Raw genomic sequence first — 23,281 nt, 5'->3', positions numbered from 1 at the left:
CCGCGGAACGATGGCCCGGACCGGTCTCGGTCCGGGCTGCGCGGTCTCAGCCCCGGTAGCGGGCGACGAAGCGCCGCAGGATCTCCTGCGGCACCGTGATGTGCTCGCGATGGCCCAGTTCGGTCAGGTAGTCGGCCTCGGCGGGGTCGAAATAGCCGTCGTGGCGGTAGATTTCGATGCGCAGGGCCAGGCCTTCGCCGTCGAGTTCGGGGTGGAATTGGGTGGCGTAGACGTGCTCGCCCACCCGGACCGCCTGGACGGGGCAGCCCTCGGAGCCGGCCAGCAGCGTCGCTCCCGGGGGGACGTCCTGGCAGGACTCCTTGTGGCCGACGAAGGCGCGGAAGGCGTCCGGAAGACCGCGCAGCAGGGGGTCGGCGTCCGCGTCGCCGGTCAGTTCGATGGTGGTGGCTCCCGGTGATTCGCCGTACTTCTCGGTGCTGACCTGCCCGCCCAACGCCTCGGCGAGCACGCTCAAGCCGTAGCACGCGCCCAGGTAGGGGAAGTCGCGCCGGACCACCTCGATGAGCAGTTTCCGCAGTTCGGGTTCGAAGATTCGCTGGTAGTCGTACTTGCGGTCCTCGGGGTAGCTGATGTTGCTGGGGCCGCCGCCGACGATGACCGCCCAGTAGTCGTCGAGGTCGAGATCGGGCATGCCGTGATTCATCTCGACCCGCACCACCTCCGCCGGCGTGAGTCCGCCCGCGTCCAGGATGGCGTGATACTCCTGGTCGGAGGCCGCTTGCTCGGGTCGCAGCTGCAACAGCAGACAAGACTTGGGCATCACCACATTGTCGATGGCTCTGGTACAGTCGGCGTACCTCATCAGATTTAATTCTCAAAAAACAAAGTACGTGTAACCGCCGGTTACACGTACTTTGTTTTTTGGCCCGCCCGCACCGCGGCACGCTGTTCAGTGATCGCGATGGGCGACCAGCTGGGCCAATGCCGTCAAATCGTCCGTGACCAGATCACCGGGCAACGCCGCGAAGGCCGCCTCCAACGCGGTCGACGCCCGCCGCAGCGTGCGCTGCCGCCCACCGGCTCGCTCGACCAGATCCGCCGCCCGAGCCGCCCGCGCCGGGGTCAGCGGATGCCGGGTCCGATAGAGCCGAGCCAGTTCACGACCCGCCGCGGTACCCGATTCCAGCGCGCACACCACCGGGAACGACTGCTTGCGATGGATCAGATCGCTGTGCGCCGGTTTCCCGGTCACCTCCGGATCACCCCAGATGTCGATGAAATCGTCGACGAGCTGGAAGACCAGACCCAGTTCCGAACCGAACGTGTGCATCGCCGACACCACGCGATCGTCGGCCCCGGCGCACAACGCGCCCAGTGCGCAGGCACACCCCAGCAGCGCACCGGTCTTCCCCGCGGCCATGCCCAGGTACTCGTCGACGGTGACCGCCGCCCGGGTCTCGAAATCGCAGTCCGCGTACTGCCCGTGGCACAGGTCGACGGTGGCGCGGGTGAGCCGGATGACCGCCTCACCGGTGACGGGCCCGGGCACGCCGTCGCACAACGCGCCGAGCGCCACCGCCTGCAGCGCGTCGCCGAGCAGCGTCGCGGTGGTCTCGCCCCATACCCGCCAGACCGTCGGCCGCCCGTGCCGGAAGGCGTCGCAGTCCATCACATCGTCGTGCACCAGCGAGAAGTTGTGCAGCAGTTCGACCGCGGCCGCCGCGTGCACCGACTCCCCCGGATCCCCGCCGCACGCCGTCGCGGCCGCGAAGGTCAGGGCCGGGCGCAAGGCCTTGCCCTGCACCCCGGTGACCGCGGTGCCCTCGGGATCGCACCAGCCGAAGTGGTACCCGGCCATCAGGTCCAGCGGCTCGGCCATCTCACCGACCGCGGACCGCAGCACCGGGTCGATGGCCGCTCTGGCCTCGCTCAATTGTCTACGGGCGCTGCGCTCGGCGGTGGCGTCGAGCGGCCGGGTTATGGATTCGGCTGCCCGGGCACGCGTTTCGTCGTGCCCGGCGAGGGCGGCCGCGACCGGGCGTGACAGGCCCCATCGGCGCCTGCCCCCGGAGTGCGCTCCCGTTGTGAATCGGATCGGTTTCGACGCTCGCATAATCGGCCCCGCTCTCTCGGACACGGATACCGCAGCCACCCGGTGGCAGCTGGGTAGCAATGCTTAGAAGAAGCTCATGGTCCCACCGCAACCTGAAACCCGGGGGTTGCCTGCGAATTTCAGTTCCGCAACGGTAACCCGGCGGGCGTGGTTCAGGTAAGGGGCAATCCGTGTTCGAGCGCGTCCGCCGGCGCGCTGGTATAACGGGCTGCCTGGTAGTGGTAGTCGTGGTTGGCCCGCACGTAGACCGTGTAGTTCGCGGCGGTGGCGAGGGCGTCGGCGCGGTCGCGGCCGGTGATTCCGGCGTCGTCGAGTTCGGTCGGCAGCCGCTCGATGGCCTCGGTCATGCGCGACACGCAGTCGGAGAGCATGCCATTGACCAGTTGCCGGGCCTGCGCTCGATCGTGCCCGTGGTGATATTGCGCGAGCAGCACCGAGTTGTAGAGATAGCCCGACGCCTCGTCGGAGGCCACCGACAGCACGTCGTTGAACAGTCCCATGTGCTCGACGGCCGCCGCGCGCAGGCTGCGCATGGCGGGCAGGTGCCGGATGGCCGCGCTCAGGTCGACCCCTTCGGCGCGCTCGCTGATGTCCAGGAACACATACAGCGCCACGCCGTCTCGGCGATGGGCGCGGTAGGTCTCGAGGTCGGGCAGATTCCCCGAGAGCCGGCCGACACTCTCGGTGTAGTAGGTCCACAGCCAGTCCCGGATCTCGCCGCGCACGCTCTCGCGCCACGCCGCGGACCGGCCCCGGCACAGGCGGTCCCACAGTTCGGCGAAGGCGATCGCCAGCACCCCGGAAGGAGACGCCGTACCGTCCAGTACGGCCTCGATGGCGGTGACGGCCTCCAAACACCGTGGGGGCTCGGGGATTTCGATGTCGAACTGGTCGTCCACGATGAAGGCCCAGGCCGTGTACTGGCTCAGCAGCGTGAGCTCCTCCACCCCCACACTCGGACACCACAGCGCGTACATGCGTGCCGGGAGCGTGCGTTCCATCCGTCGCCGGGTGGGCTCGGTCGGCACCAGCGCATAGGCTTCCAGCCAGGACCACATCCCCGCTTCGGCCTGCGCCTCCGCGGGATTGAGCCCGGCGGGGCCGAATGGCATGAAAATCTCGATCGCTTCCATGTGAAACTGCCTATCCCCCAACTAGTTAACCGAGGACATGGTAACGATAACGGCATTTCGGACGTCTGCACTCGCATCTGGAATCCCACTCATTAGGATTCTGCGGGCCGCACGAGAGTGCCGGTGGGGCCGGGAGATTCAGCCGGGCAGTACGATCAGCCGCTGCGCACCGTCGAACAGCGTCCGCTCGGCCACCCGCGTCGCCGCGAGCGCCGCCAGCGTGGTGGCCGCGAGCAGCATGTACATCACCACGATCTGATAGCGGATGGCCGTCAGCGGATCCACCCCCGCCAGAATCAAACCCGTCATCGCACCCGGCAGGCTGATCAGACCGACCACCTTGGTCGAGTCGATGGCCGGGATCAACGCGGTGCGCAGAGCCGAACGCTGATGCGGCAGGAACGCCTGCCGCGCCGAAAGCCCCAGCGCCAGCCGCGCTTCCACCGCGTCGCGCGCCCGCCGCGCATCCTCGACCAGGCGGCGCAACGCGATCCCCGTCGATTGCATGGCCGAGGACACGATCATCCCGCCGACCGGCACCACCACCCTGGCCTGCGTCGAGATGATGCCCAGCACGATCAGCGCCCCCAGCGTGATGCACGCCCCGAAGGCCACGCCGATGGTCGCCGAACGCTTCGCGTGCGGCAGGCCCGCGCCGCGCCGCCCGGCCACCTGCCCGGCGATCACGACCATGAGCGCCACCCAGCCCAGCGCGCCCGGCAATCCGGTGTGCCGGAACAGGACCAGCAGGATCGCGCCCACCGCGATCAACTGGATCCCAGCGCGCGCCGCCGCGATCAGCAGCTCCCGGGTCAGGTGCAGGTGCTGACGGTAGGCGATACCCGCCGCCAGCGCGACCAGCAGCAGCGAGGCCGCGACCCCGGTCCAATCCGGTACCGAAAGCCCCTGTGTCACGGCTGCTTCCCCGTTTCGTGGGTGAGCCGCCCGCCGGACAACGTCCACACCGTGTCCGACACCTGGGCGACGAACCCGGGATCGTGGCTGACCAGCACGACACTGCCGCCGCCGCGCACCTGCGCCCGGATCAGCTCCCCGATCGCCAGCGCCGAGGCCCCGTCCAGCGCCGAGGTCGGCTCGTCGAGCAGCAGTACCCGCGGCCGCACCGCCAGCGCCCGGGCCAGGCACACCCGCTGCGCCTCACCCCCGGACAGCTCGGCGCAGCGTCGCGCCGCGAACCCGTCCGGCAATCCGACCGCCCCGAGCAATTCGTCCACCGTGTCGCCATCGACGGCGCGGCCGACCCGAACCTCCTCGGCCACCGTGTCGGTGAGCAGCACCGGCTTCTGCGGTACCAGCCCCACCTCCCGCCGCAGCGCGAGCACGTCGAGTTCGGTCACCGGCGTCCCGTCGAGCAGCACCCGCCCGCTGTCCGGCTCGCCGAACCGATTGAGCAACCGCAGCAGCGTCGTCTTGCCCGCCCCGCTCGGTCCGACCACCGCCGTACAGGCACCCGCCTCGAACACCGCGTCGACGTCGTCGAGCACCGGAGTCGACCCGTGGCCGAGGCTCACCTGTTCCAAGACGATGCTGGGCACGGTCTCACCATGCCATGCCCCGGCGCGGGTCGATGACAGGGCGCGGGGCGCTGCTCGAGCGCGGGGTGGCGGCCCGGCCGGGGAGGCTGACCGCGGCGGTGCTGCCGCCGCCCCGTTCCCCGGTCTCGCACTGACGGACCGGTCCGAACGAGATCTATTGCATCCCCGTATCTTTCGGAAATGGCAAGATCAACGCCTGCCTCGCCGTACGCTGGCCCACCGTCCCTGAACAGTTATCGGCCACCCGGAGGCAGCATGTTGTCCCTGCAGGAGATTTCGGATCGCATGGAAATAGAGGACCTGATGGTCCGCTATTCCCACGCCGTGGATACCCACCAGTGGGAAATGCTGGACGAGATCTTCACCCCGGATGCCCATATCGATTACACCGCGATGGGCGGCCCGGCCGGTGACGTGGAATCCACCAAGAAATTCCTCGCCGCCGTCATGCCCAACTTCTCGGCGTTCCAGCACATGATCAGTAATTCGGCGATCCGGGTCGAGGGCGATCACGCCACCGCCCGGACCATGTGCCACAACCCGATGATGGTCGGCGCCGCCGACGGCGAACGCCGGCTCATGCTGTGTGGCCTGTGGTATCACGACACCTTCGTGCGCGTGAACGGCGAATGGCGGATCCAGCAGCGGGTGGAGGAGAAGAGCTATATGTTCGTCGCGCCCGACGCGCTCCCCGGTAGCTGAGTTCCGGGGCATCGACCCGCGACGAAGCGTGCGAAGCCGCCCGAAACGAATCAGCGCACGGACTGCGTCGAATGCGGCCCGCGCGCCGCGACCGCGCGCCATCATGGGATATCGCTCGGCCCGGACTTACCGCGAGGAGTTTGCGCCATGTCACAGCTGCCCGCCGCGTCGCACAAGCGTGCGGAGTTGGAGAAGGCCTGGGAGCGGTGGACCACGTCCTCCCCCGCCAGCCCACCCGGCGCCGAGGTGGCGCTGCGGGGTGAGGTGGCCGAGTCGTGGGCGCGGTCGCTGCGCACGGTCGATCCGACGCGGGCGGTGGCCCCCGGCACCGATCGGGACGAATTGGGGTCGCGCTGGGCCGAATCGCCGTTGCGCACCCCGATCACCGAGATGGCCGGGGAGTTGCGGGCGCTGGCCGAGGATTCGGGGATGATCGCGGTGGTCACCGACGAGGCCGGGACCGTGCTCTTCAGCTGTGGCGACCGGTCGGTTCGGCGGCGTGCGGAGTCGGTGAACCTCGCGCCCGGCGGATGCTGGGACGAACCGTACATGGGCACCAGCGGTATCGCGCTGTCGCTGCACAGTGGCCGCCCCTCCCAGGTCTGGGCCGCCGAGCATCTGGTCGAGGCGTTGCACGGCTGGGTCTGCTACTGCGCGCCGATTCGCGCCGCCGACGGCCGCCAGCTGGGCGTGCTGGATCTGTCGACCTATTGGGATCGCTCCCATCCCCTCATCCTCACAACGGTCCGAGCGCTGGTGACTGCCATCGAATCCCGAGTGCACGTCGAGCAACAACGCCCCGCCGGCAATACCCGGCTGGAGTCGCTGGGGGTGCCGCGGCTGTACCAGCAGGGCCGGCAGGTGCCGATGCGCCCGCGGCAGCTGGAGATCCTGACGCTGCTGGCGCTGGAACCGGACGGCTTCACGCCCGAGCGCTTGCACGACGCCGTCTATGGCGACCGGTCGGTGTCCTCGAGCACCCTGAAGTCCGACGTCTCCCGCCTGCGCGCCGCCACCGACGGCCGCATCGCCGACCGCCGCTACATGCTCACCGAACCTCTCGCCTGCGACGCGGTCGAGCTGCTGGCCGCGCTCGAGGCCGGCGACCTGACCACCGCGGTGCGCCTGTATCGCGGTCCGCTGCTGCCGGATTCGGATGTCCCCGGCATCGTGCAGTGGCGCGAGCACCTCGACGTCTGCCTGCGCACGGCCGTGCTGGCCGACCCGAATCCCGAGCACGCCTTGCGTTTCGGTCAGCGCTGCCCCGACGACATCGAGATCCACGAGCACGCCCTGCGCCTGCTCCCCCACGGCGACAGTCGCCGCGCCCTGGCGACCGCACGGTTGCACACCGCACTGCGTGCATGACCGCACTCCGTGCCAGGTGCCCGGATTGTCGGTTATTCCAGTCGTTTTCACCGTCAGTGACTCAGCAACGTTTCGCCAACCCGACGCCAACCTCCCGCCAACCTTCGCGGTTCATAGTGGCCCCCGTCACCGCAGATACGTGATCAGGAGCCGCGCCATGATCTACGCAAAACCCGGCACCGACGGGAGCATCGTCAGCTTCAACCGCCGCTATGACAATTTCATCGGTGGCGAGTGGAAAGCGCCGATCGAGGGCAGATATTTCGACAATCCCTCCCCGATCGACGGCGAAACCTTCTGCGAGGTGGCGCGATCGAGCGCCGCGGACATCGATATGGCGCTGGAGGCCGCGCACCGAGCGGCCGACGCCTGGGGTGCCACCTCGGTGACCGATCGTGCCAATATCCTCAACAAGATCGCCGACCGGATCGAGGCGAACCTGGAGCGCCTCGCGGTCGCCGAAACCTGGGAGAACGGCAAGCCGGTCCGCGAAACCCTCGCCGCCGACCTGCCTTTGACGGTCGACCACTTCCGCTACTTCGCCGGCGTGGTGCGCGCACAGGAGGGTCACCTCTCCCAGATCGACGCCGACACCGTCGCCTATCACTTCCAGGAACCGCTGGGCGTGGTCGGGCAGATCATCCCGTGGAACTTCCCGATCCTGATGGCCGCCTGGAAGCTGGCGCCCGCGCTGGCCGCCGGCAATTGCGTGGTCATCAAGCCGGCCGAGCAGACTCCGGCCTCGCTGCTGCTGGTCATCGAACTCATCGCCGACCTGTTGCCGCCCGGAGTCGTCAACGTGGTCAACGGTTTCGGTGTGGAGGCGGGCAAGCCGCTGGCGTCGAGCCCGCGCGTGGCCAAGGTCGCCTTCACCGGCGAGACCACCACCGGGCGACTGATCATGCAGTACGCCAGCGAGAACATCATTCCGGTCACCCTGGAGCTGGGTGGCAAGAGTCCCAATATCTTCTTCCCCGACGTGCTTTCGGCCGACGACGACTTCCTGGACAAGGCCGTCGAGGGTTTCGTCATGTTCGCGCTCAACCAGGGCGAGGTGTGCACGTGTCCGTCGCGGGCGCTGATCCACTCGTCCATCTACGACGAGTTCATGGCCCGCTGCATCGAGCGCACCAAGGCGATCAAGGGCGGCAACCCGCTCGACGATTCGACCATGATCGGCGCCCAGGCCAGTAACGACCAGTACGAAAAGATCCTCTCCTACATCGACATCGGCCGCAAAGAGGGCGCGAAGGTGCTCACCGGCGGCGAGATGCGCAAGGTGGAGGGTTTCCCCAATGGGTACTACATCGAGCCGACCATCTTCGAGGGCCGCAATAGCATGCGGATCTTCCAGGAGGAGATCTTCGGTCCGGTGGTAGCGGTGGCCCGCTTCGACAACGAGGTCGAAGCGGTAACCATCGCCAATGACACGCTCTACGGCCTCGGCGCCGGCGTGTGGAGCCGCGACGGCGGCGTCGCCTACCGGGTGGGCCGGGCGTTGAAAGCCGGTCGGGTGTGGACCAACTGCTACCACGCCTATCCCGCGCACGCGGCCTTCGGCGGCTACAAGAAGTCCGGCATCGGCCGCGAGAACCATCGGATGATGCTCGACCACTACCAGCAGACCAAGAACCTGCTCGTGTCCTATTCGCCGAAGAAGCTCGGATTCTTCTGAACGGCGGGGGCGCGATGAGGGCAGGTCCGGTTTCCCGGGTGACCATCACCGAGGCCGCGGCGGCGGTGCTGCAAGGTCTCATCGACCACAACGGCCCGGTGATGTTCCACCAGTCGGGCGGCTGCTGCGACGGCAGCTCCCCGATGTGCTATCCCCTGGGCGAGTTCCGGGTGGGCGCGGCCGATGTACTGCTCGGCCGCGTCTTCCCGGACACGGCGTTCTGGATGAGCGCCGACCAGTTCGAGTATTGGCGCCACACCCATCTCACCGTCGACGTGGTCCCCGGCCGCGGCGGTGGTTTCTCCCTGGAGGCCCCCGAGGGGGTGCGATTCGTCATCCGGTCACGCCTGTTCACCGATGCCGAAGCAGCGGCACTGGAAGCGGCTCCAGCTCCGCTGCGCGGCAACGAACTGGCCGGATGAAGGAAGGTGGCGCGGCCGGTTTCTCCGGGTCGGCCGCGCCATCGTAAACCTGTTGCGGCCCTGCGGATCCCGGGTCAGCGGCCCGGCAGGAAACGCAGGCTGCGCGCGATCGTCATCAGGAAGGGCTGCCAGGTGTCCTGCGGGACGAAGGGCGGGGCGTCCAGGTTCAGGAAGCGGGTCACCACGATCGATTGCGGCTCGGTGAACTTCAGCAGGCCGTCGGGTCCGTGGCGGCGGCCGACGCCGGAGATGCCCATGCCGCCCATCGGAGCGCCCGTGCTGCCCCAGGCCGGGGCGTAGCCCTCGTCGACATTGACTGTGCCGGCGTGCAATTGCCCGGCGATGCGCTCGCCCTCGGCCTTGCTGCCCGCCCAGACGCTGGCGTTGAGGCCGTATTCGGTGTCGTTGGCGCGACTGATCGCCTCCTCGACGGAGTCGACCGGGTAGATCGACACCAGCGGCCCGAAGGTTTCGTTGCGGCCGCATTCCATCGCGTCGGTGACCTCGGACAGCACGGTCGGCTCGAAGAACAGCGGACCGAGATCCGGCCGCGCGCCGCCGCCGGCGAGCACCTTCGCGCCCTTGGAGACCGCGTCGGCCACGTGCTTGGTGACCGTCTCCAGCTGCGCCTCGGAGATGAGACTGCCGATGTCGGTCGAGAAGTCGTAGGCGGCACCGAGTTTCGCGGCCTGGACCGCCGCGGTGAACTTCCGGGTGAACTCGTCGGCCACCGCGCGCTCGACGTACATGCGCTCGATGGAGATGCACAGCTGGCCCGCGTTGGAGAAGCAGGCGCGCACCGCGGCCTTGGCGGCCTTGTCGAGATCGGCTCCGCGCGTGATGATCATCGGGTTCTTGCCGCCCAGCTCGGCGGAGAAGCCGATCAACCGGCGGCCGCACTGTTCGGCCAGGGTGCGGCCGGTGGCGGAGGAACCGGTGAACATCAGGTAGTCGCAGTCGTCGACGATGGCCGTGCCGACGACCGTGCCGGGTCCGGTGACTACGGCGAACAGATCGGCCGGAAGGCCGGCGCGGGCGAACAGTTCGGCATTGGCCAGCGCCGAGTACGGGGTCTGGCTGTCGGGCTTGAGCACCACCGCGTTGCCGGCCATCAGCGCCGGAATCGAGTCGCCGACCGCGAGCAGCATGGGGTAGTTCCAGGGCGCGATCACCCCGACCACGCCCTTGGGCACCGCGCGCACCGAGGCCCGGTTGAGGACGGGGAACGCACCCGGCACGCTCTGGGCCGCCAGGACTTTCGGGGCGATCCGGGAGAAGTAGCGGGCCGCGAGGAACAGGCCCATCACCTCCTCCTGCGCCGCCCAGCGCGCCTTGCCGGTCTCGGCCTGGATGACGTCCATCAGGTAGTCGCGGTTCTCGATCACCAGCGCCCGATAGCGCTCCAGCACCTCGGCCCGCTGCTTGGGCGTGCGCGCGGCCCACTCCGCCTGGGCGGCACGGGCTTTGGTGATGGCGGTGGCGACATCGGCGGCGGTGCCGACCGGCACCCGGCCGAGGGTCTCGCCGGTGAACACCTCGGTGATCGCTCGGGTCGCGTGGTCCTGCGTGGTATCCACGGCAGCGAACGAGCGCAGCCGTTCGAACACCGCGGCAGCCGGCACCGGCATCATCGCCTCCTACTTACGAGTAACTTCGTGATACACGCAATCTACCCCGCTTGGCGAGTGTCGGACCGCGACTACCGAGATTCCGGGATTGCCAGGATCGTGTCTTATTCGCGCAGCTATCCACGAGTAATGTTTTCGGAGGGGTGCTTGCCCGGAAGGAAGTGCCCACGATGACCAAATTCGTTCAGACGATCGAGTTCAAGACCACGCACATCGACGAGTTCAACGAGAAGCTCGACGCGTGGCTTACCGCGACAGCCGGCAAGCGGACAGCTCTGCGCGGTCTGGAGGCCAAGGACCGCGACCACCCGGACATGTACCTGCAGATGGTCGAGTTCCCCTCCTACGAAGAGGCGATGCGGAACTCCGACCTTCCCGAAACCGCCCGGTTGGCGGAGGAAATGGCCGCGCTGTGCGATGGCCCGGCGGTCTTCCACAATCTGGATCTGCTGCGCGAGGACGACATGTCCGACGGCCAGGGCCGGAACCTGATCGTGCGCAGCCTCGACACCCCCGACGAAACCCGCCCCTTCGAAGCGGAGTCGGGTCGCATGGACCTCGTCGAGACGCCGTTCGGCGCCCTCGGCCGGGCCGTCTTCGAACCGGGCTGGCGTTGGTCCACCCATATTCGCCCGATCGCCGGCACCGACACCTGCCAGGCCATGCATGTGGGCTACTGCGTCTCCGGCCGGATGCGGATCCGCATGGACGACGGCTCCGAATCCGATCTCGGCCCGGGCGACTACCTGTTCTGCCCGCCCGGCCACGACGCCTGGGTCGTCGGCGACGAGGCGTGCGTGATGCTCGATTGGGCCGGCGCGGCCCACTACGCGCAGCGCGGCTGACATCGGGCAGGCACGAGCGTCCACGGAAGACGAATAATGCGGCACTCCACCTGATGAGGGGGTGCCGCAATATTTTGTCTGGAATGCCGGAATTAGGCCCGCTAGCTGCGAATTCTGTAACCGATCGTGATCGCCGAGCGAAGAACCAGCCAGTACTACCCCGGGCAGGGAATCGCTCGCCGGTGATGGCAGCACCGGCGGATCGGCCCCGATCCCGCGCACGTACGAGGGGTGCGTGCGCGGGATCGACGCAAGACTCGCGGGCTGAGTGCTATTCGTTCACCAGGACCGGAATCGACAGCACCGCCGCCGACACCGGCGCATTCGCCGGCGCCGACACGATGGTGAACGGGATGCCGTCCACACTCGGCACATGCGTGCCGCCCCCGCCGGGCTCCTCGTCCGCGTGCTGGAACGTTCCCGTACCGACCAAGTGACCGGTCGCGTCGTAGAAGGCCGCCTGCACCTCCAAGGCCAGCACATCGCTGACATCGGAGGTGATCGCGAGATTGCCACGCACGGAAGCGCCTTCGAGGCGGGTGCCGCTCAATCGCACCCGATCGGTGAACGGTCCCGGCGCCAGCCGGACCTCGCCCGCCGACACCGTCAGCGTCGCGGCCGGGGGTTCGGCCATTCGGGGCGTGACCGTCGGGGCGGCCACGGGCGCCGGGGCCGCGGGTTGCGGCGCGGACGAGCAGCCCGCGCCGAGCGCCGCCACCGCCAGCAGACCCGCGATCAGCGCACCGCCTCGCCGCGTCACGGCAGCAGCGCCTTGTGCATCTTGGTGTACAGCGAGGTGTTGTCCTGGCTCGCCGCGAACACCTGCGCGCCCGGACCGTAGGCGTAGATCTGCACGTCCGCGCCGGTGTGGTTGCCCGAGAGGTAGGTCAGCCACAGGCTGGCCTCGGGCGAACCGTCCTTCACCTCGGCCGGGTCGTCGGGCGTGCGGAAGGTGGCCGGGGCGAAGTTGCGCGGATCCTGTTGTCCCGCACCGTTGACCAGACCGGGCGAGCGCACCGGGTCCTTCACGTTGTCCTTGCCGTCCCGGGCGGGCTTGGAGTTGTTGGCCGGGTTGGTGGCGTCGACATTGGTCGGCGGCGCGACGGCCTCGGCGTTGGTGAAGGTGTTCTTCTCGATGATGCTGAAGCCGGCGCACTCGTGGTCGGCGGTCACGACGACCATGGTGTGGCCGTCCTTCTCGGCGAAGTCCACGGCCGCCTTGACCGCGTCGTCGAAGGCCTTGACCTCGTCGAGGGTCTGGGCGGCGTCGTTGGCGTGCGAGCGCTTGTCGATGAGCGCGCCCTCCACCTGCAGCAGGAAGCCCTTGCCGCCCTTGCGCGCCGACAGCAGGTCGATGGCCTTGGTGGTCATGTCCGCCAGCGTCGGCTCCTGCTTCTGCGGGGCCGAATCCGGCAGCGCGTTGCGGGCATTGGTGACGGTCATGTTCCCGCGATTGAACAGGCCGATCACCTTCTGCGCGGTCACCGACTTCAGGTCCGCGGCGGTCGGCACCTTCTGGCTCTCGGGCGTCTGCGCCTTCAGCGCCGGATCACCCATGCTGCCCAGCACCTCATAGCCCTTGTCCTGCATGACCTTCTGGTCGTCGGGCTCGAACCGGGCCAGGCCGCCGCCGAAGATGACGTCGGCGGTGCCGTTGCGCGCGATCTGCTCGGCGATCGGGGTGACCAGGGTCTTGTCCGCGGGCTGCGCCTCGTAGCTGCCGTCGGACTTCTTGGGCAGACAGGTCGATTCGCTGAAGGTGGGGCCCTGGCAGCCGCGCAGCAGCGCGTGGCTGAACATGGCGGCCGGGGTGGCGTCGGTGATCTCGGCGGTGCTGACGTTGCCGGTCGCGAAGCCGGCGGCCTTGGCCTGCTCCATCAGGGTCGGCACGGTCTTGCCGTACGCGTCCACGCCGATGGCGGCGTTGTAGGTCTTCACGCCCGAGGACCACGCGGTGGCCGCGGAGGCCGAGTCGGTCACCAGCGACGGCTTGGCGCTGTTGGGCTCCACCGCGTAGGTCGCGACCGCGCCCACGTACGGGAGCTGCTCGAGCTGCAGGTGGCCGCCGGCGCCCTCGAAGCGCTGCCGGGCGGCGGTGACGTGGGTGCGTCCCATGCCGTCGCCCAGCAGATAGATGATGTTGCGCACCTCGTTGTCGCCCTTGGCGTCCGACCCGCAACCGGCGACCAGCGTCGCGACCGACATCGCGGCGGTGGTGGCCGCGACCGCGACCGCCCATGCGCGTTTCCTGTGCTGCACTTCGTCTCCTCCGTCATCGCGTCCCGGAGGCCCGGCGGCGCGGCCCGCAGTCAGCCGGGCGCGGCTGAACGTAGTGCTGCATGTTTGCCCGTTGCCGACACACAGAAAACTCACAGTTGGCTCGCAGGTAAACGTATGCCTTCTCCCCGTCTCGTCGACGCCCGGCTTACGGACCTGCCGAAGCGGTGTCAATTGCCGTCCCGCACAAAAGGACTCGCGCCGCCGGGCCATCCGCTGCCCGGCTACGTTGCGGCGATGCGTCTTCCGAAGCTCGGGGTCCGGACCCGGATCCTGGCCATCGCGCTGGTCCCGAGCATGGCGTTGGCCCTCAGCGGGATCGGCGCGACCGGCACCCTGGTGGACCGCGCCCACCGCGCCCGCACCTGGGCCGATGAAATGCGCGCCGGGATCGCGCCCACCCGGGAGCTGATCGAAGCGGTCCAGGCCGAACGACAGCTGACACTCTGGCGGCTGGCCGGGGCGGAAGTCGATGTGCGACAGCTGACCACGGCGCGCCAACGCCTCGACACCGCGGTGCGACTGCTCGCCCCGGCCCAATCCGAACTGTCCCGGATCGGGCCCGACGCCATGGGTCAGGCCACCGACGCCCTCGGCGAAACCAGCAAGCACCTGGCCGTGATTCGCTCCGGCATCGACGCGGGCACCGTTCCCGTCGCGGATGCCTACACCTTCTACAACCGCATCCCGCAGGGCGTGATGGCGGGCGTGGCGGTCGTGCAGCGCACCGCGCCCGACTCGGCCACCGCCGTCGAGCTCGCCCAGGCCGCGGACGTGCTCCGCAGCCTGGAGGCGATGAGCCGCGCGAACGCGCTGGCCGCGGCGCTGCTCGACGGCAACCGGCTCACCCCGGAGCTCGGGACCGAATACCTCAGTCTGGTCGGCTATTACCGCACGCGGGTCGGCGACATCGTCGACGCGCCCGACGAGCAGCAGGCCGCGGTCGCGCGCACCCTGGTCCAGAGCGCCGCCTGGCAGCGGCTGGGCTCGGTGGAGCCCGTCCTGGCCCAGCGCACGCTCGCCCCGTCGGAGGGCCCGGCCAAACGGTCCGCACCGCAACCGCTTCCGATCTCGGTGCCCGAGTGGCAGCGCAGCGCCGACGAGGTCACCCACGGGCTGGCCGAGCTCTGGCAGGCGGAGAACGCGGAGGCCCAGCATCTGGCGGTGGCCGCTGCCGCCGAGACCACCCGCAATTCGCTGTGGGCCGGTGCGGGCATGGTCGTGGTGGCCGTGCTCGCGATCCTGGTCGCCTTGGAGCTGGCCAATCGGATCATTCGGCGGCTGCGGCGTTTGCGTGACCGCACCCTGGCGCTCGCCGCCGACGAACTGCCCGCGACCATGCGGCGGCTGGCCGCCGGCCAGGACCTCGGGACCGAGCCCGCCGCGCCGGTCCTGGATTTCGGGCGCGACGAGATCGGGCAGGTGGCGCGGGCTTTCGGCCACGCGCACGCGTCGGCCGTCGGGGCCGCCCGCGCCGAGGCACGCACCCGCGAGGGCGTGAAGTCGGTGTTCATCGCTATCGCGCATCGCAGCCAGGTGGTGGTGCACCGGCAGCTGGAGATCCTCGACGAGGCTCAAGCGCGCCAGGAGAATCCCGCGCTGCTCGACATCTACTTCCGCCTCGACCACCTGGCCATCCGGGAACGCCGCAATGCCGAGAACCTGATCGTGCTGGCGGGCGGCCGCCCGGGCCGCCAGTGGCGCAACCCGGTCCCCCTGCTCGAGCTGGTGCGTTCCGCCGCCGGGGAGACCGTCGACTACACCCGGGTCCGGATCGGCCGTCTGCCTGCGGTTTTCCTGGTCGGCGCCGCGGTGGCCGATGCCATCCACCTGCTGGCCGAGCTGGTCGACAATGCCGCCACCTTCTCGCCACCGCAGTCCTGGGTCGAGATCACCGGTTCGGCGGTGGGTCGTGGCGTCGTCGTCGAGATCAGTGATCAGGGCATGGGCATGCCCGCCGAGGAGCTCGAGCGCGGCAACGATCTGCTGAGCGCCGCACCGGATTTCGCGGTCACCCGATTGTCCGAGGACTCCCGGATGGGGTTGTTCGTGGTGTCGCGACTGGCCGCCCGTCACGACATCTCGGTCCGATTGTCCGACTCCGATCACGGTGGCGTGCGGGCGATCGTCCTATTTCCCGCCCGTCTGATCGAACGCGGAAATTCCGGGGATCCCACCGTCGCCGGACTGGATTCGGCGCTCGCCGCTGATTCGCGGAACCGGCCTCGAGCTCGGTGAATCGCCCTGTGCCGCCCGGTATTCAAGTAGCCAGTGAATTGCTGTTCGGCGACTTCGATTGCGATGCGGCGGCATGCATGAACAAACGTGTCAAACGCACTCCCGCCCAACGGGATCGAAGGGGCGAATGTGACCTACGTCCCGTTACCTTTGCCCGATGTTCAGAGCGAGGCTCGGGGTCCGGACCCGCGTGCTTGCCATCGCACTCGTCCCGAGCCTCGCGCTGCTCGCGATCGGCGTGGGTGGCGCGGGGTACCTGGTGGTCGAGAGCAAGCACGCGCGGGAGTGGGCGGACGCGTTGTCGGCCGCCGGAACGCCGACCGGAGAAGTGATCGCCGCGGTGGAGCAGGAGCGACAGCTCTCGCTGGCCCAGATGAGCGGTGCCGACGACGCCAATCCGAAAGCCCTGGCGCAGGCGCGGACCCGGCTCGACAACGCTCTGCTGGGGATGGCGCCGGTCTCGGCCTCCATGAAGCAGAGCGGTCCGGACTCCGTCACCGGAGACGTGGGTGGCTTCCTCACCCTCACCCGGCAGCTCGCGGGGCTGCGGACGGGGATCGACACCAACTCGGTGTCGGTGTCGGACACCTATTACTTCTACGGCAAGGTGCTCGAGTTCATCTGGATCGGCACCCGCATCGTCGCCGACCACGCGCCCAATGCCACGGTGGCCATGGAGACGCTCAACGGCCTGCAGATCGTGCAGTCCGCCGAAATGCTCTCCCGCGAAGCCGCGGTGGCCGAGGTGCTGCTCGCCGGTGGCGCCCTGCCGCCCGAACTGGCCATCGAATTCTCCCGCGTCGCGGGCACCTACCGGGTCAACCTCGGCGTGCTGGCCGGCGGCGACGGCGGCAGCGGCAATACCGATATGCAAGCCCTCATGAACGATCCGGACTGGACGAAGATCGTCATGATGGAGAACGTCCTGATCTCCCGGGCGCTCGATCCCATGACCCTGCCGCCCGCCAAGCCCGGCACCCCGCCGGTGGTCGCACCGCTGACCTTCACCCCGCAGGAATGGCGGGACACGGTGTCGCGCCTCACCACCCAGGTCCTCAAGCTCTGGGACAAGAACAGCAAGCACAACGAGCGCGCGGCCGCCGAGGTCGCCGACACCGACGCCCGCAACTCCGCGCTGGTCGGTGGCGCCATGGTGTCGGTGTCGGCACTCGCCTTCCTGGTCTCGCTCATCCTGGCCAACCGGATCATCCGCCGCCTCAAGGGCCTGCGTGACGAGACGCTGGAGCTGGCCGACGAGCGGCTGCCCGAGATCATGGCCAAGCTGCGCGACGGCCGCCCGCTCGACGCCGACGAGGAAAAGGCGATCCTGGACTTCGGCCACGACGAGATCGGCCAGGTGGCAAAGGCGTTCACCCACGCCCACGCCTCCGCCGTGACAGCGGCCATCACCGAGGCCCGCACCCGTGAAGGCGTCAAGGCGATGTTCCTCAACATCGCCCACCGCAGCCAGGTCATCGTGCACCGGCAGCTCGAGATCCTCGACGCCGCGGAGTCGAAGCAGGAAGACCCCGCGCTGCTCGACATCTACTTCCGCCTCGACCACCTGGCCACCCGCGAACGCCGCAACGCCGAGAACCTGATCATTCTCGCGGGCGGTCAGCCGGGACGGCAGTGGCGAAACCCGGTGCAGCTGCTCGAGATCGTGCGCTCCAGCGTCGGCGAGACCGCCGACTACACCCGCGTCAAGATCGCCCGGTTGCCCGACATCTCCATCGTCGGCAGCGCCGTGGCCGACCTCGTGCACCTGCTCGCCGAGCTGGTCGACAACGCCGCCCACTTCTCGCCGCCGCAGTCGCAGGTCGAGGTGCGCGGCAACGTGGTCGGCAAGGGCGTCGCCATCGAGATCATCGACCAGGGCATGGGTATGCCCGAGGAAGAGCTCACCCGGATCAACGCGGTGCTGCGCGAGGCCCCGGACTTCGGTGTCGCCATGCTGCCCGACGACTTCCGCCTGGGCCGCTTCGTGGTCGCCCAGCTGGCCGCGCGCCACGGAATCTCGGTGCGCCTCACCGAGTCCGACTACGGCGGCGTGCGAGCCATCGTGCTGGTGCCCACCTCGCTGACCGTGCAGGCCTCCGGCCGCACCGGTGAGATGCCGGTGGTGCCGCGTCAGCTCGAGACCGCCGGGCCGTCCGCGGCATCGGTCGCGGTGGCCGCGCTGCCGCAACTGCCTGCCGCACCGGCGGTTCCGCCCTCGATGACCTCGAGCTACGAACTGCCCCTGCTGTCCTACGACACCCCGCCCGCGACCGAGCCGCCGGCCACCCCGGCCGAGCCGCAGCCCGAACCCTTCGGCCCGTCGACCGGTTCGTTCGCCGCGCCCACCAGCACTTTCGGCCCGACCACCGGTTCGTACGCGCCGCCCACCACCACATTCGGCCCGACCACCACCGGTTCGCTGGTGCCGCCGGTCATGTCCTTCGGGGCGGCGACGCCGTTCGACCCGCCGACCAATCCGCGGCCGGAGCCGCAGAACGGTCAGTGGCAGGACCAGCCGAGTACCCCGATCCCGCCGGTCGAAAACGGGTTCCGGGCTCGCGAACACGGACGGTCCCATTACACTGGCTCCGACGCCCGGCCCGCGCTCCCGCGACGGCACCGGCAGGCAAGTCTCGCACCGGAATTGGCGCAGGAACAGCCGACCCCCGAGTCGGCGGTCCAGGCCACCCGCACGGCCGAGCAGGCCCGAGACCTTTTCTCCGCCATCGAAAACGGAACCAGGCAGGGCCGCCAGGCCGACCCCGGTTCGTTCGGGCCTGAGTCCCAGGCAAACTCGGAACGACAGGAAGGCGACGGTGACCACCTCAAACGCTGGTGATCTCAACTGGCTACTCGATGATCTGGTCGACCGGCTAGCGGGCGTCCGTCACGCGGTGGTGCACTCCACCGACGGACTGCTGCTGGGCCGCTCATCCGCCATGAGCCGCGAGGACGCGGAGCACTTCGGTGCCATGTCCTCCACCCTCTACGGGCTGGCGCGCAGCGCCGGAGGCCGATTCGACGGTGGCGGGGTCCGCCAGGCCGTCATCGAGCTGGAGCGCGCGGTGCTGTTCGTGACCGCGGCCGGCAGCCACGCATGCCTCGCGCTGCAGGCGAACGAACAGGCCAATCTCGGTATGGTTGCCTACGAGATGAACCTGACCGTGCAGCGCGTCGGTAGCTTCCTGTCCACCACGCCGCGCCACAACCTGGCCGGACAAGGCAACCCGCGGCTGTCATGACGCGGGGGCCGGGGGAACAGTGGTTCGATGACGCGGCCGGTCCGCTCGTGCGCCCCTACGCACGGACCGGTGGCCGAACCATGGGCGCGGGGCACGATCTGGACATGCTCACGGTGGTGGTGGTACCCAATACCGCCCCGCCGCTGCGGCGTGCCGAACCGGAATACACGGAAATCGTGCGGTTGTGCCGCCTTCCGCTGACGGTGGCCGAGATCTCGGCCGCCCTGCGGTTGCCACTGGCGGTAACGAAAATACTGGTGGGGGACCTGATCTCCGATAACATCCTCAAATTCCGGGCCCCGGCCTCCCCCGAGTCCGCACCCGGTGACCTCAACATTCTGCGAGCGGTACTCGATGGCATCCGAAAACTTTGAATCCGCCGCGCCCATGGCCGCCTCGGTGAAAATTCTCATCGCGGGCGGTTTCGGCGTTGGCAAAACGACCATGGTGGGGGCGATCAGTGAGATCACTCCGCTCCGGACCGAAGAACTCATCACCGAGTTGTCCACCGGCGTAGACGATTTGCGCGGTGTGGAAGGCAAGACCACCACGACGGTGGCCTTGGACTTCGGTCGTATCACCATCGACCAGAACCTGGTCCTCTATCTGTTCGGCACGCCCGGTCAGGACCGCTTCTGGTTCCTGTGGGACGAGCTGGCCCGCGGCGCGCTGGGCGCGGTCGTGCTGGCCGACACCCGTCGGCTGGAGGGCTCCTTCGCGGCGATCGACTTCTTCGAACGCCGTGGCGTCGCCTTCACGGTGGCCGTGAACTGCTTCGAGGGCGCGCCGCTCTACACCCCGGCCGAGGTGCGTGACGCCCTCGACCTGGACGAGCGGATTCCGGTGCTGCTCTGCGACGCTCGCGATCGCGGCTCGGCCAAGAACGTGCTCATGACCCTGGTCGAGTACCTGATCGATCGGGCCGCCACCGCCGGGGTGCGCTGAAGCTCTTGTAGTGATAGACGAATCGAGCCCGTCCGGAATGTTCCGGACGGGCTCGATGTCGTTGTGGCGCTGATCAGTTCGGGACGACGTCGGCGAAGTCGCTGATCCAGCGGTGTGTTCCGCGAGGGCTGTTCGGCTCGCCCGGGCGGGTGACGCCGATGGCCTGCCAGCCCGCGGCCGCCGCGGCGTCCACCTCGTCCGGGTGATCGGACAGGAACAGGATCTGATCGGCCGGAACGCCGATGGCGCTCGCGATCTTCTCGTACGAGGCGGCCTCGCGCTTCGGGCCCGCCGTCGACAGGTCGAAGTGTCCGCTGATGAGCGGGGACAGATCACCGCCGCGCGCGAACTCGAACCAATCCTTCTGGTTGCGAACCGAACCCGACGAGTAGATGTAGAGCTCCAGGCCCGCGTCGCGCCAGGCCCGCAGGACCGGCGGCACGTCGGGGAAGAACTCGCCGTGCAGTGCGCCGTTGCGGAAGCCCTCGGCGCAGATGATCCCCTGCGCGGTCTTGAGCGGCTCGGACTTCACGTCGGTGTTGAGCCACTCGATGAGGATCCGCGCCACCTCGGCGGCGTCCGCGTCGGGACGGTCGGCCTGGGCGCGGGTGGCCTCGATGACGGGATCGGCTGCGCTACCCACGTTTTCGGCCAGCCAGCTCGGGAGCCGCTCGCGGGTGTACCCGTACAGCTCCTCCCGCACCGAACTGGTCGGGCTGGTAGTCCCCTCGATATCGAGCACGACCACCTTGATCATGCCGGGGCCAGCAATTCGTCCAGGGTCGGGAAGCCCGCGGAGATCTTGTCGCCGCTGAAATCGCCGATCCAGCCGTCCTCCTCCTCGAAGAAGCGCACGGCCACGAACTCGGGCCGGGTGCCCATGTCGAACCAGTGCAGGGTGCCAGCCGGCACCGAGACCAGATCGCCCGCGGTGCACACCGTCGCCAGCACCTCGTTGCCCAGGTGCAGGTAGAAGCAGCCCGCGCCGGCCGCGAAGAACCGGACCTCGTCCTCGGCGTGGCGGTGCTCGTCGAGGAACTTGGTGCGTGCGGCGACCGCCTTGGCGGGCCACTCCGGGTCGCTGTCGTCGGGGTGGATGCGGGCCACGTCGATGAACTTGTAGCGGCCGTCGGCATTCAATTCGTCGATGCGGCCCTGGTATTCGGCCAGCAGCTGCTCGATCGTGGTGGCGGCGCTGAAGCCCTCCAGCAGCGGCCAGCGCTCGAAGGTGATGCCGCGCTTGCCCAGCTCGGCGGCGATCACCGCGTCGTCACCGGTGCGCAGCACGACCTCACCGGCGTCGGTGTCGGACATGATCTGCAACAGAGTCATCGGGTTCCCTTCTCGGAACTAGTTGTCGCCCACAGCAATTTCGCGCTGCCCGGTCAAAGTAGTCAATTCGCACATGGCCTCGAGGCACTCCGCGCGATCCCGCGCCTGCGCCAGCGACGCGCCCCAGGTGGTGATGCCGTGCCCGGCGATGAACAGCACCGGCGGGGCCTCCGGATGCTCGGTCAGGTACTTCTCGATATCCGCGCCGATCTGCGGGACGTCCGCGTGATTCGGGAACACCGGAATGTCGATGAGATCCGGGCGGGCCGAACCCAGGCCCTTGATCAGCTCGTATCCGGTGAAACGGGTAGTGGTGACACCGGATCCGGCGGTCTTGACGGCTACAGCCGTGGCGTGCGGCGGGTGTACGTGCACGACGGCGTCCGCGCCACGGGTGCGGTAGACGGCGGTGTGAATGGTGGTCTCCGCCGACGGCTTGCGGCCGGAGGCATCCACCGGCTTGGAATCGACCACGGCTACGGTGACCGTGTCGGCGGCGGTGAGCTCGCCCTTGGACAGCCCGCTCGCGGTGATGACGGCCGTATCGCCCTGGCGCACCGAGATATTGCCCGCCGTGCCCGGCATCCAGCCGCTCGCATAGAGGCCACGGGCGATCTCGGCGATCTCCGCGCCGGCGGTAGACGCCGATGCGGTCGCCGTGTTCGTTCCGGCGGACGTTCGCGCCGCAGCCGCGTCCTCGAGCACACCGAACTCGGTGACCACGGCGGTCACCAGCTCCGCCGGGGTGACGTCGAAGGCCGGGTTGAAGGTCGAGGTGCCCTCGGGAGCCGTTGCGACGCCGCCGAATCCGGTCACCTCGGCCGCGGCGCGCTGTTCCACCACGATGTCGGAGCCGCGCGCGGTGGAGATGTCGCGCGTCGATTCGGGGGCCACCACGATGAACGGAATGCCGTGGTGCGCGGCCGCGATGGCCAGCATGTAGGTGCCGATCTTGTTGGCCACTGCGCCGTCGGCGGTGATCCGGTCCGCGCCCACGACCACGGCGTCGACCTGTTCGGTGGCCATCGCCCAGGCCGCCGCCGAATCGATGGTGAGCCGATGCGGGATGCCCGCCTCGGCCATCTCCCACGCGGTCAGGCGCGCGCCCTGCAGCAGCGGGCGGGTCTCGTCCACGATCACCTCGGCCAGCGCGCCGCGCTCGTGCAGCACCCGCAGCGCGCCGATGGCGGTGCCCCACGCGGTGGTCGCGAGGCGGCCGGTGTTGCAGTGCGTGAGCAGTCGTAACGGGCGGTCCCCGCACAGCCGCTGAATCAGATCGGCGGCCGCGGTGGCGGCGGCCAGGTTCACGCGGCCGTCCTCGGCCAGCAGTTCCAGCGCCTCGGCCTCGAGCGCCGGCACGCCGCCGGGCAGCTCGGCCAGCGTGCGCTGCACGCCCCACGCCAGGTTCACCGCGGTGGGCCGGGCGTCGGCGATACGCGCGGCCTCCGCCTGCACGCGCGCGGTGTCGAGGACACCGTCGGCGGTGGCGGCGGCCCGCGCCGCGATCACCACACCGAACGCGCCGCACACGCCGATGGCCGGCGCCCCTCGCACGGCCAGCGTCTTGATGGCGTCGATGACCTCGTCGACCGTCGTGATCCGCAGCTCCCGCACCTCGTGCGGCAGTGCCCGCTGGTCGATGGTGACGAGGGCGCCGTCGGCCCACGTGATCGAACTCTGATCCATCGAGTTATGTCCTCTTGACTGGAGATTTGCGGCAACGCCCACGGCGGTGGGCACACTCCACCGTATCGAACCCGGAGCCCGGCCTGACCGGCAGGTTTCCGATCACGGGGATCCGAATAGCCCGTTTTCGTGCGGGATTGCGCGCTCGCGCCCGGCCC

Annotated in this window: 21 protein-coding genes; 10 read left to right on the top strand and 11 right to left on the bottom strand. The window is 69.0% G+C overall.

What is annotated here, in order from left to right; translation table 11 throughout:
• Nucleotides 1–46: 46 nt before the first annotated feature.
• The 5 genes from ACYVKL_RS27995 to ACYVKL_RS27975 form a co-directional block, all read right to left on the bottom strand.
• Nucleotides 47–823: a glutamine amidotransferase gene (locus tag ACYVKL_RS27995; protein WP_379166125.1), complete on the bottom strand. Its 777-nt coding sequence runs from the start codon at nucleotides 821–823 to the stop codon at nucleotides 47–49.
• An 87-nt stretch (nucleotides 824–910) separates the two neighbouring features.
• Entirely contained in the window at nucleotides 911–1,894 is a 984-nt protein-coding gene (locus ACYVKL_RS27990) for a polyprenyl synthetase family protein (protein WP_357196676.1), read from the bottom strand.
• Between the two features lie 332 nt (nucleotides 1,895–2,226).
• Nucleotides 2,227–3,207 carry a terpene synthase family protein gene (locus ACYVKL_RS27985; protein WP_379166123.1) on the bottom strand — a complete coding sequence of 327 codons (981 nt, stop codon included), beginning with the start codon at nucleotides 3,205–3,207 and terminating at the stop codon, nucleotides 2,227–2,229.
• Between the two features lie 138 nt (nucleotides 3,208–3,345).
• Nucleotides 3,346–4,122, bottom strand: a complete 777-nt coding sequence (locus tag ACYVKL_RS27980) for an ABC transporter permease (protein ID WP_379166122.1) — start codon at nucleotides 4,120–4,122, stop codon at nucleotides 3,346–3,348.
• Nucleotides 4,119–4,763, bottom strand: a complete 645-nt coding sequence (locus ACYVKL_RS27975; protein ID WP_379166121.1) for an ABC transporter ATP-binding protein — start codon at nucleotides 4,761–4,763, stop codon at nucleotides 4,119–4,121. Before ACYVKL_RS27975 ends, ACYVKL_RS27980 begins: the two co-directional genes overlap by 4 nt.
• 255 nt (nucleotides 4,764–5,018) lie before the next feature.
• Between ACYVKL_RS27975 and ACYVKL_RS27970 the strand changes: the two genes are divergently transcribed.
• The 4 genes from ACYVKL_RS27970 to ACYVKL_RS27955 all read left to right on the top strand — a co-directional run bounded on the left by ACYVKL_RS27970 (nucleotide 5,019) and on the right by ACYVKL_RS27955 (nucleotide 8,930).
• Nucleotides 5,019–5,465 (top strand): nuclear transport factor 2 family protein, encoded by a 447-nt coding sequence (locus tag ACYVKL_RS27970; protein WP_379166120.1) that lies wholly within the window; start codon nucleotides 5,019–5,021, stop codon nucleotides 5,463–5,465.
• 147 nt (nucleotides 5,466–5,612) lie between these two features.
• Nucleotides 5,613–6,833 (top strand): transcriptional regulator, encoded by a 1,221-nt coding sequence (locus ACYVKL_RS27965; protein WP_379166119.1) that lies wholly within the window; start codon nucleotides 5,613–5,615, stop codon nucleotides 6,831–6,833.
• A 157-nt stretch (nucleotides 6,834–6,990) separates the two neighbouring features.
• Complete coding sequence (gene exaC / locus ACYVKL_RS27960) at nucleotides 6,991–8,508, top strand: acetaldehyde dehydrogenase ExaC (RefSeq protein WP_379166118.1); 1,518 nt, start codon at nucleotides 6,991–6,993, stop codon at nucleotides 8,506–8,508.
• Between the two features lie 14 nt (nucleotides 8,509–8,522).
• Nucleotides 8,523–8,930, top strand: coding sequence for a DUF779 domain-containing protein (locus tag ACYVKL_RS27955; protein ID WP_379166117.1), 408 nt, complete (start codon nucleotides 8,523–8,525; stop codon nucleotides 8,928–8,930).
• Between the two features lie 74 nt (nucleotides 8,931–9,004).
• Here ACYVKL_RS27955 and ACYVKL_RS27950 read toward each other — a convergent pair whose 3' ends face one another.
• Nucleotides 9,005–10,558, bottom strand: coding sequence for a succinic semialdehyde dehydrogenase (locus ACYVKL_RS27950; protein WP_379166116.1), 1,554 nt, complete (start codon nucleotides 10,556–10,558; stop codon nucleotides 9,005–9,007).
• Nucleotides 10,559–10,728: 170 nt separating this feature from the next.
• Between ACYVKL_RS27950 and ACYVKL_RS27945 the strand changes: the two genes are divergently transcribed.
• Nucleotides 10,729–11,403, top strand: a complete 675-nt coding sequence (locus ACYVKL_RS27945) for a cupin domain-containing protein (protein WP_379166115.1) — start codon at nucleotides 10,729–10,731, stop codon at nucleotides 11,401–11,403.
• Nucleotides 11,404–11,674: 271 nt separating this feature from the next.
• Here the strand turns inward: ACYVKL_RS27945 and ACYVKL_RS27940 are convergent, their stop codons facing one another.
• The gene (locus ACYVKL_RS27940) at nucleotides 11,675–12,163 is read right to left on the bottom strand and encodes a hypothetical protein (RefSeq protein ID WP_379166114.1); all 489 of its coding nucleotides are present in this window, start codon (nucleotides 12,161–12,163) and stop codon (nucleotides 11,675–11,677) included.
• The gene (locus tag ACYVKL_RS27935) at nucleotides 12,160–13,662 is read right to left on the bottom strand and encodes an alkaline phosphatase (RefSeq protein WP_379166112.1); all 1,503 of its coding nucleotides are present in this window, start codon (nucleotides 13,660–13,662) and stop codon (nucleotides 12,160–12,162) included. The genes ACYVKL_RS27940 and ACYVKL_RS27935 overlap by 4 nt, the downstream gene beginning before the upstream one ends.
• Before the next feature lie 255 nt (nucleotides 13,663–13,917).
• Here ACYVKL_RS27935 and ACYVKL_RS27930 point away from each other — a divergent pair, with 255 nt between their 5' ends.
• The 5 genes from ACYVKL_RS27930 (at nucleotide 13,918) to ACYVKL_RS27910 (ending at nucleotide 20,105) form a co-directional block, all read left to right on the top strand.
• Nucleotides 13,918–15,918, top strand: coding sequence for a sensor histidine kinase (locus tag ACYVKL_RS27930; RefSeq protein ID WP_379166111.1), 2,001 nt, complete (start codon nucleotides 13,918–13,920; stop codon nucleotides 15,916–15,918).
• A gap of 157 nt (nucleotides 15,919–16,075) precedes the next feature.
• Nucleotides 16,076–18,757 carry a nitrate- and nitrite sensing domain-containing protein gene (locus ACYVKL_RS27925; RefSeq protein ID WP_379166110.1) on the top strand — a complete coding sequence of 894 codons (2,682 nt, stop codon included), beginning with the start codon at nucleotides 16,076–16,078 and terminating at the stop codon, nucleotides 18,755–18,757.
• On the top strand, nucleotides 18,735–19,160 hold the full coding sequence (locus ACYVKL_RS27920) for a roadblock/LC7 domain-containing protein (RefSeq protein ID WP_213555335.1): 426 nt from the start codon (nucleotides 18,735–18,737) through the stop codon (nucleotides 19,158–19,160). The genes ACYVKL_RS27925 and ACYVKL_RS27920 overlap by 23 nt, the downstream gene beginning before the upstream one ends.
• Entirely contained in the window at nucleotides 19,157–19,534 is a 378-nt protein-coding gene (locus ACYVKL_RS27915; RefSeq protein ID WP_213555334.1) for a DUF742 domain-containing protein, read from the top strand. The genes ACYVKL_RS27920 and ACYVKL_RS27915 overlap by 4 nt, the downstream gene beginning before the upstream one ends.
• Nucleotides 19,515–20,105: a GTP-binding protein gene (locus ACYVKL_RS27910; protein ID WP_213555333.1), complete on the top strand. Its 591-nt coding sequence runs from the start codon at nucleotides 19,515–19,517 to the stop codon at nucleotides 20,103–20,105. Before ACYVKL_RS27915 ends, ACYVKL_RS27910 begins: the two co-directional genes overlap by 20 nt.
• A gap of 73 nt (nucleotides 20,106–20,178) precedes the next feature.
• Here ACYVKL_RS27910 and mtnC read toward each other — a convergent pair whose 3' ends face one another.
• From mtnC to mtnA, 3 genes are read right to left on the bottom strand one after another with little or no spacing between them, the layout of a single operon-like run.
• Entirely contained in the window at nucleotides 20,179–20,862 is a 684-nt protein-coding gene (gene mtnC, locus ACYVKL_RS27905; protein ID WP_379166109.1) for an acireductone synthase, read from the bottom strand.
• Nucleotides 20,859–21,437 carry a 1,2-dihydroxy-3-keto-5-methylthiopentene dioxygenase gene (locus ACYVKL_RS27900; protein WP_379166108.1) on the bottom strand — a complete coding sequence of 193 codons (579 nt, stop codon included), beginning with the start codon at nucleotides 21,435–21,437 and terminating at the stop codon, nucleotides 20,859–20,861. The genes mtnC and ACYVKL_RS27900 overlap by 4 nt, the downstream gene beginning before the upstream one ends.
• 18 nt (nucleotides 21,438–21,455) lie before the next feature.
• Complete coding sequence (mtnA, locus tag ACYVKL_RS27895) at nucleotides 21,456–23,123, bottom strand: S-methyl-5-thioribose-1-phosphate isomerase (RefSeq protein ID WP_379166107.1); 1,668 nt, start codon at nucleotides 23,121–23,123, stop codon at nucleotides 21,456–21,458.
• Nucleotides 23,124–23,281: the final 158 nt, after the last annotated feature.

Source organism: Nocardia tengchongensis, from assembly GCF_054781395.1.
The sequence above is the reverse complement of the archived record's forward strand: the minus strand, read 5'-3'. Positions and strand labels throughout refer to the sequence as shown.

What these genes read in the sequence shown, in the direction of transcription:
- ACYVKL_RS27985 (WP_379166123.1), bottom strand. Translation starts at nt 3,207, where the DNA reads ATGGAAGCGATCGAGATTTTCATGCCATTCGGCCCCGCCGGGCTCAAT.
- ACYVKL_RS27910 (WP_213555333.1), top strand. Translation starts at nt 19,515, where the DNA reads ATGGCATCCGAAAACTTTGAATCCGCCGCGCCCATGGCCGCCTCGGTG.
- exaC (WP_379166118.1), top strand. Translation starts at nt 6,991, where the DNA reads ATGATCTACGCAAAACCCGGCACCGACGGGAGCATCGTCAGCTTCAAC.
- mtnC (WP_379166109.1), bottom strand. Translation starts at nt 20,862, where the DNA reads ATGATCAAGGTGGTCGTGCTCGATATCGAGGGGACTACCAGCCCGACC.
- ACYVKL_RS27995 (WP_379166125.1), bottom strand. Translation starts at nt 823, where the DNA reads ATGAGGTACGCCGACTGTACCAGAGCCATCGACAATGTGGTGATGCCC.
- ACYVKL_RS27970 (WP_379166120.1), top strand. Translation starts at nt 5,019, where the DNA reads ATGTTGTCCCTGCAGGAGATTTCGGATCGCATGGAAATAGAGGACCTG.
- ACYVKL_RS27955 (WP_379166117.1), top strand. Translation starts at nt 8,523, where the DNA reads ATGAGGGCAGGTCCGGTTTCCCGGGTGACCATCACCGAGGCCGCGGCG.
- ACYVKL_RS27950 (WP_379166116.1), bottom strand. Translation starts at nt 10,558, where the DNA reads ATGCCGGTGCCGGCTGCCGCGGTGTTCGAACGGCTGCGCTCGTTCGCT.
- ACYVKL_RS27915 (WP_213555334.1), top strand. Translation starts at nt 19,157, where the DNA reads ATGACGCGGGGGCCGGGGGAACAGTGGTTCGATGACGCGGCCGGTCCG.
- ACYVKL_RS27965 (WP_379166119.1), top strand. Translation starts at nt 5,613, where the DNA reads ATGTCACAGCTGCCCGCCGCGTCGCACAAGCGTGCGGAGTTGGAGAAG.
- ACYVKL_RS27925 (WP_379166110.1), top strand. Translation starts at nt 16,076, where the DNA reads ATGTTCAGAGCGAGGCTCGGGGTCCGGACCCGCGTGCTTGCCATCGCA.
- mtnA (WP_379166107.1), bottom strand. Translation starts at nt 23,123, where the DNA reads ATGGATCAGAGTTCGATCACGTGGGCCGACGGCGCCCTCGTCACCATC.
- ACYVKL_RS27900 (WP_379166108.1), bottom strand. Translation starts at nt 21,437, where the DNA reads ATGACTCTGTTGCAGATCATGTCCGACACCGACGCCGGTGAGGTCGTG.
- ACYVKL_RS27930 (WP_379166111.1), top strand. Translation starts at nt 13,918, where the DNA reads ATGCGTCTTCCGAAGCTCGGGGTCCGGACCCGGATCCTGGCCATCGCG.
- ACYVKL_RS27945 (WP_379166115.1), top strand. Translation starts at nt 10,729, where the DNA reads ATGACCAAATTCGTTCAGACGATCGAGTTCAAGACCACGCACATCGAC.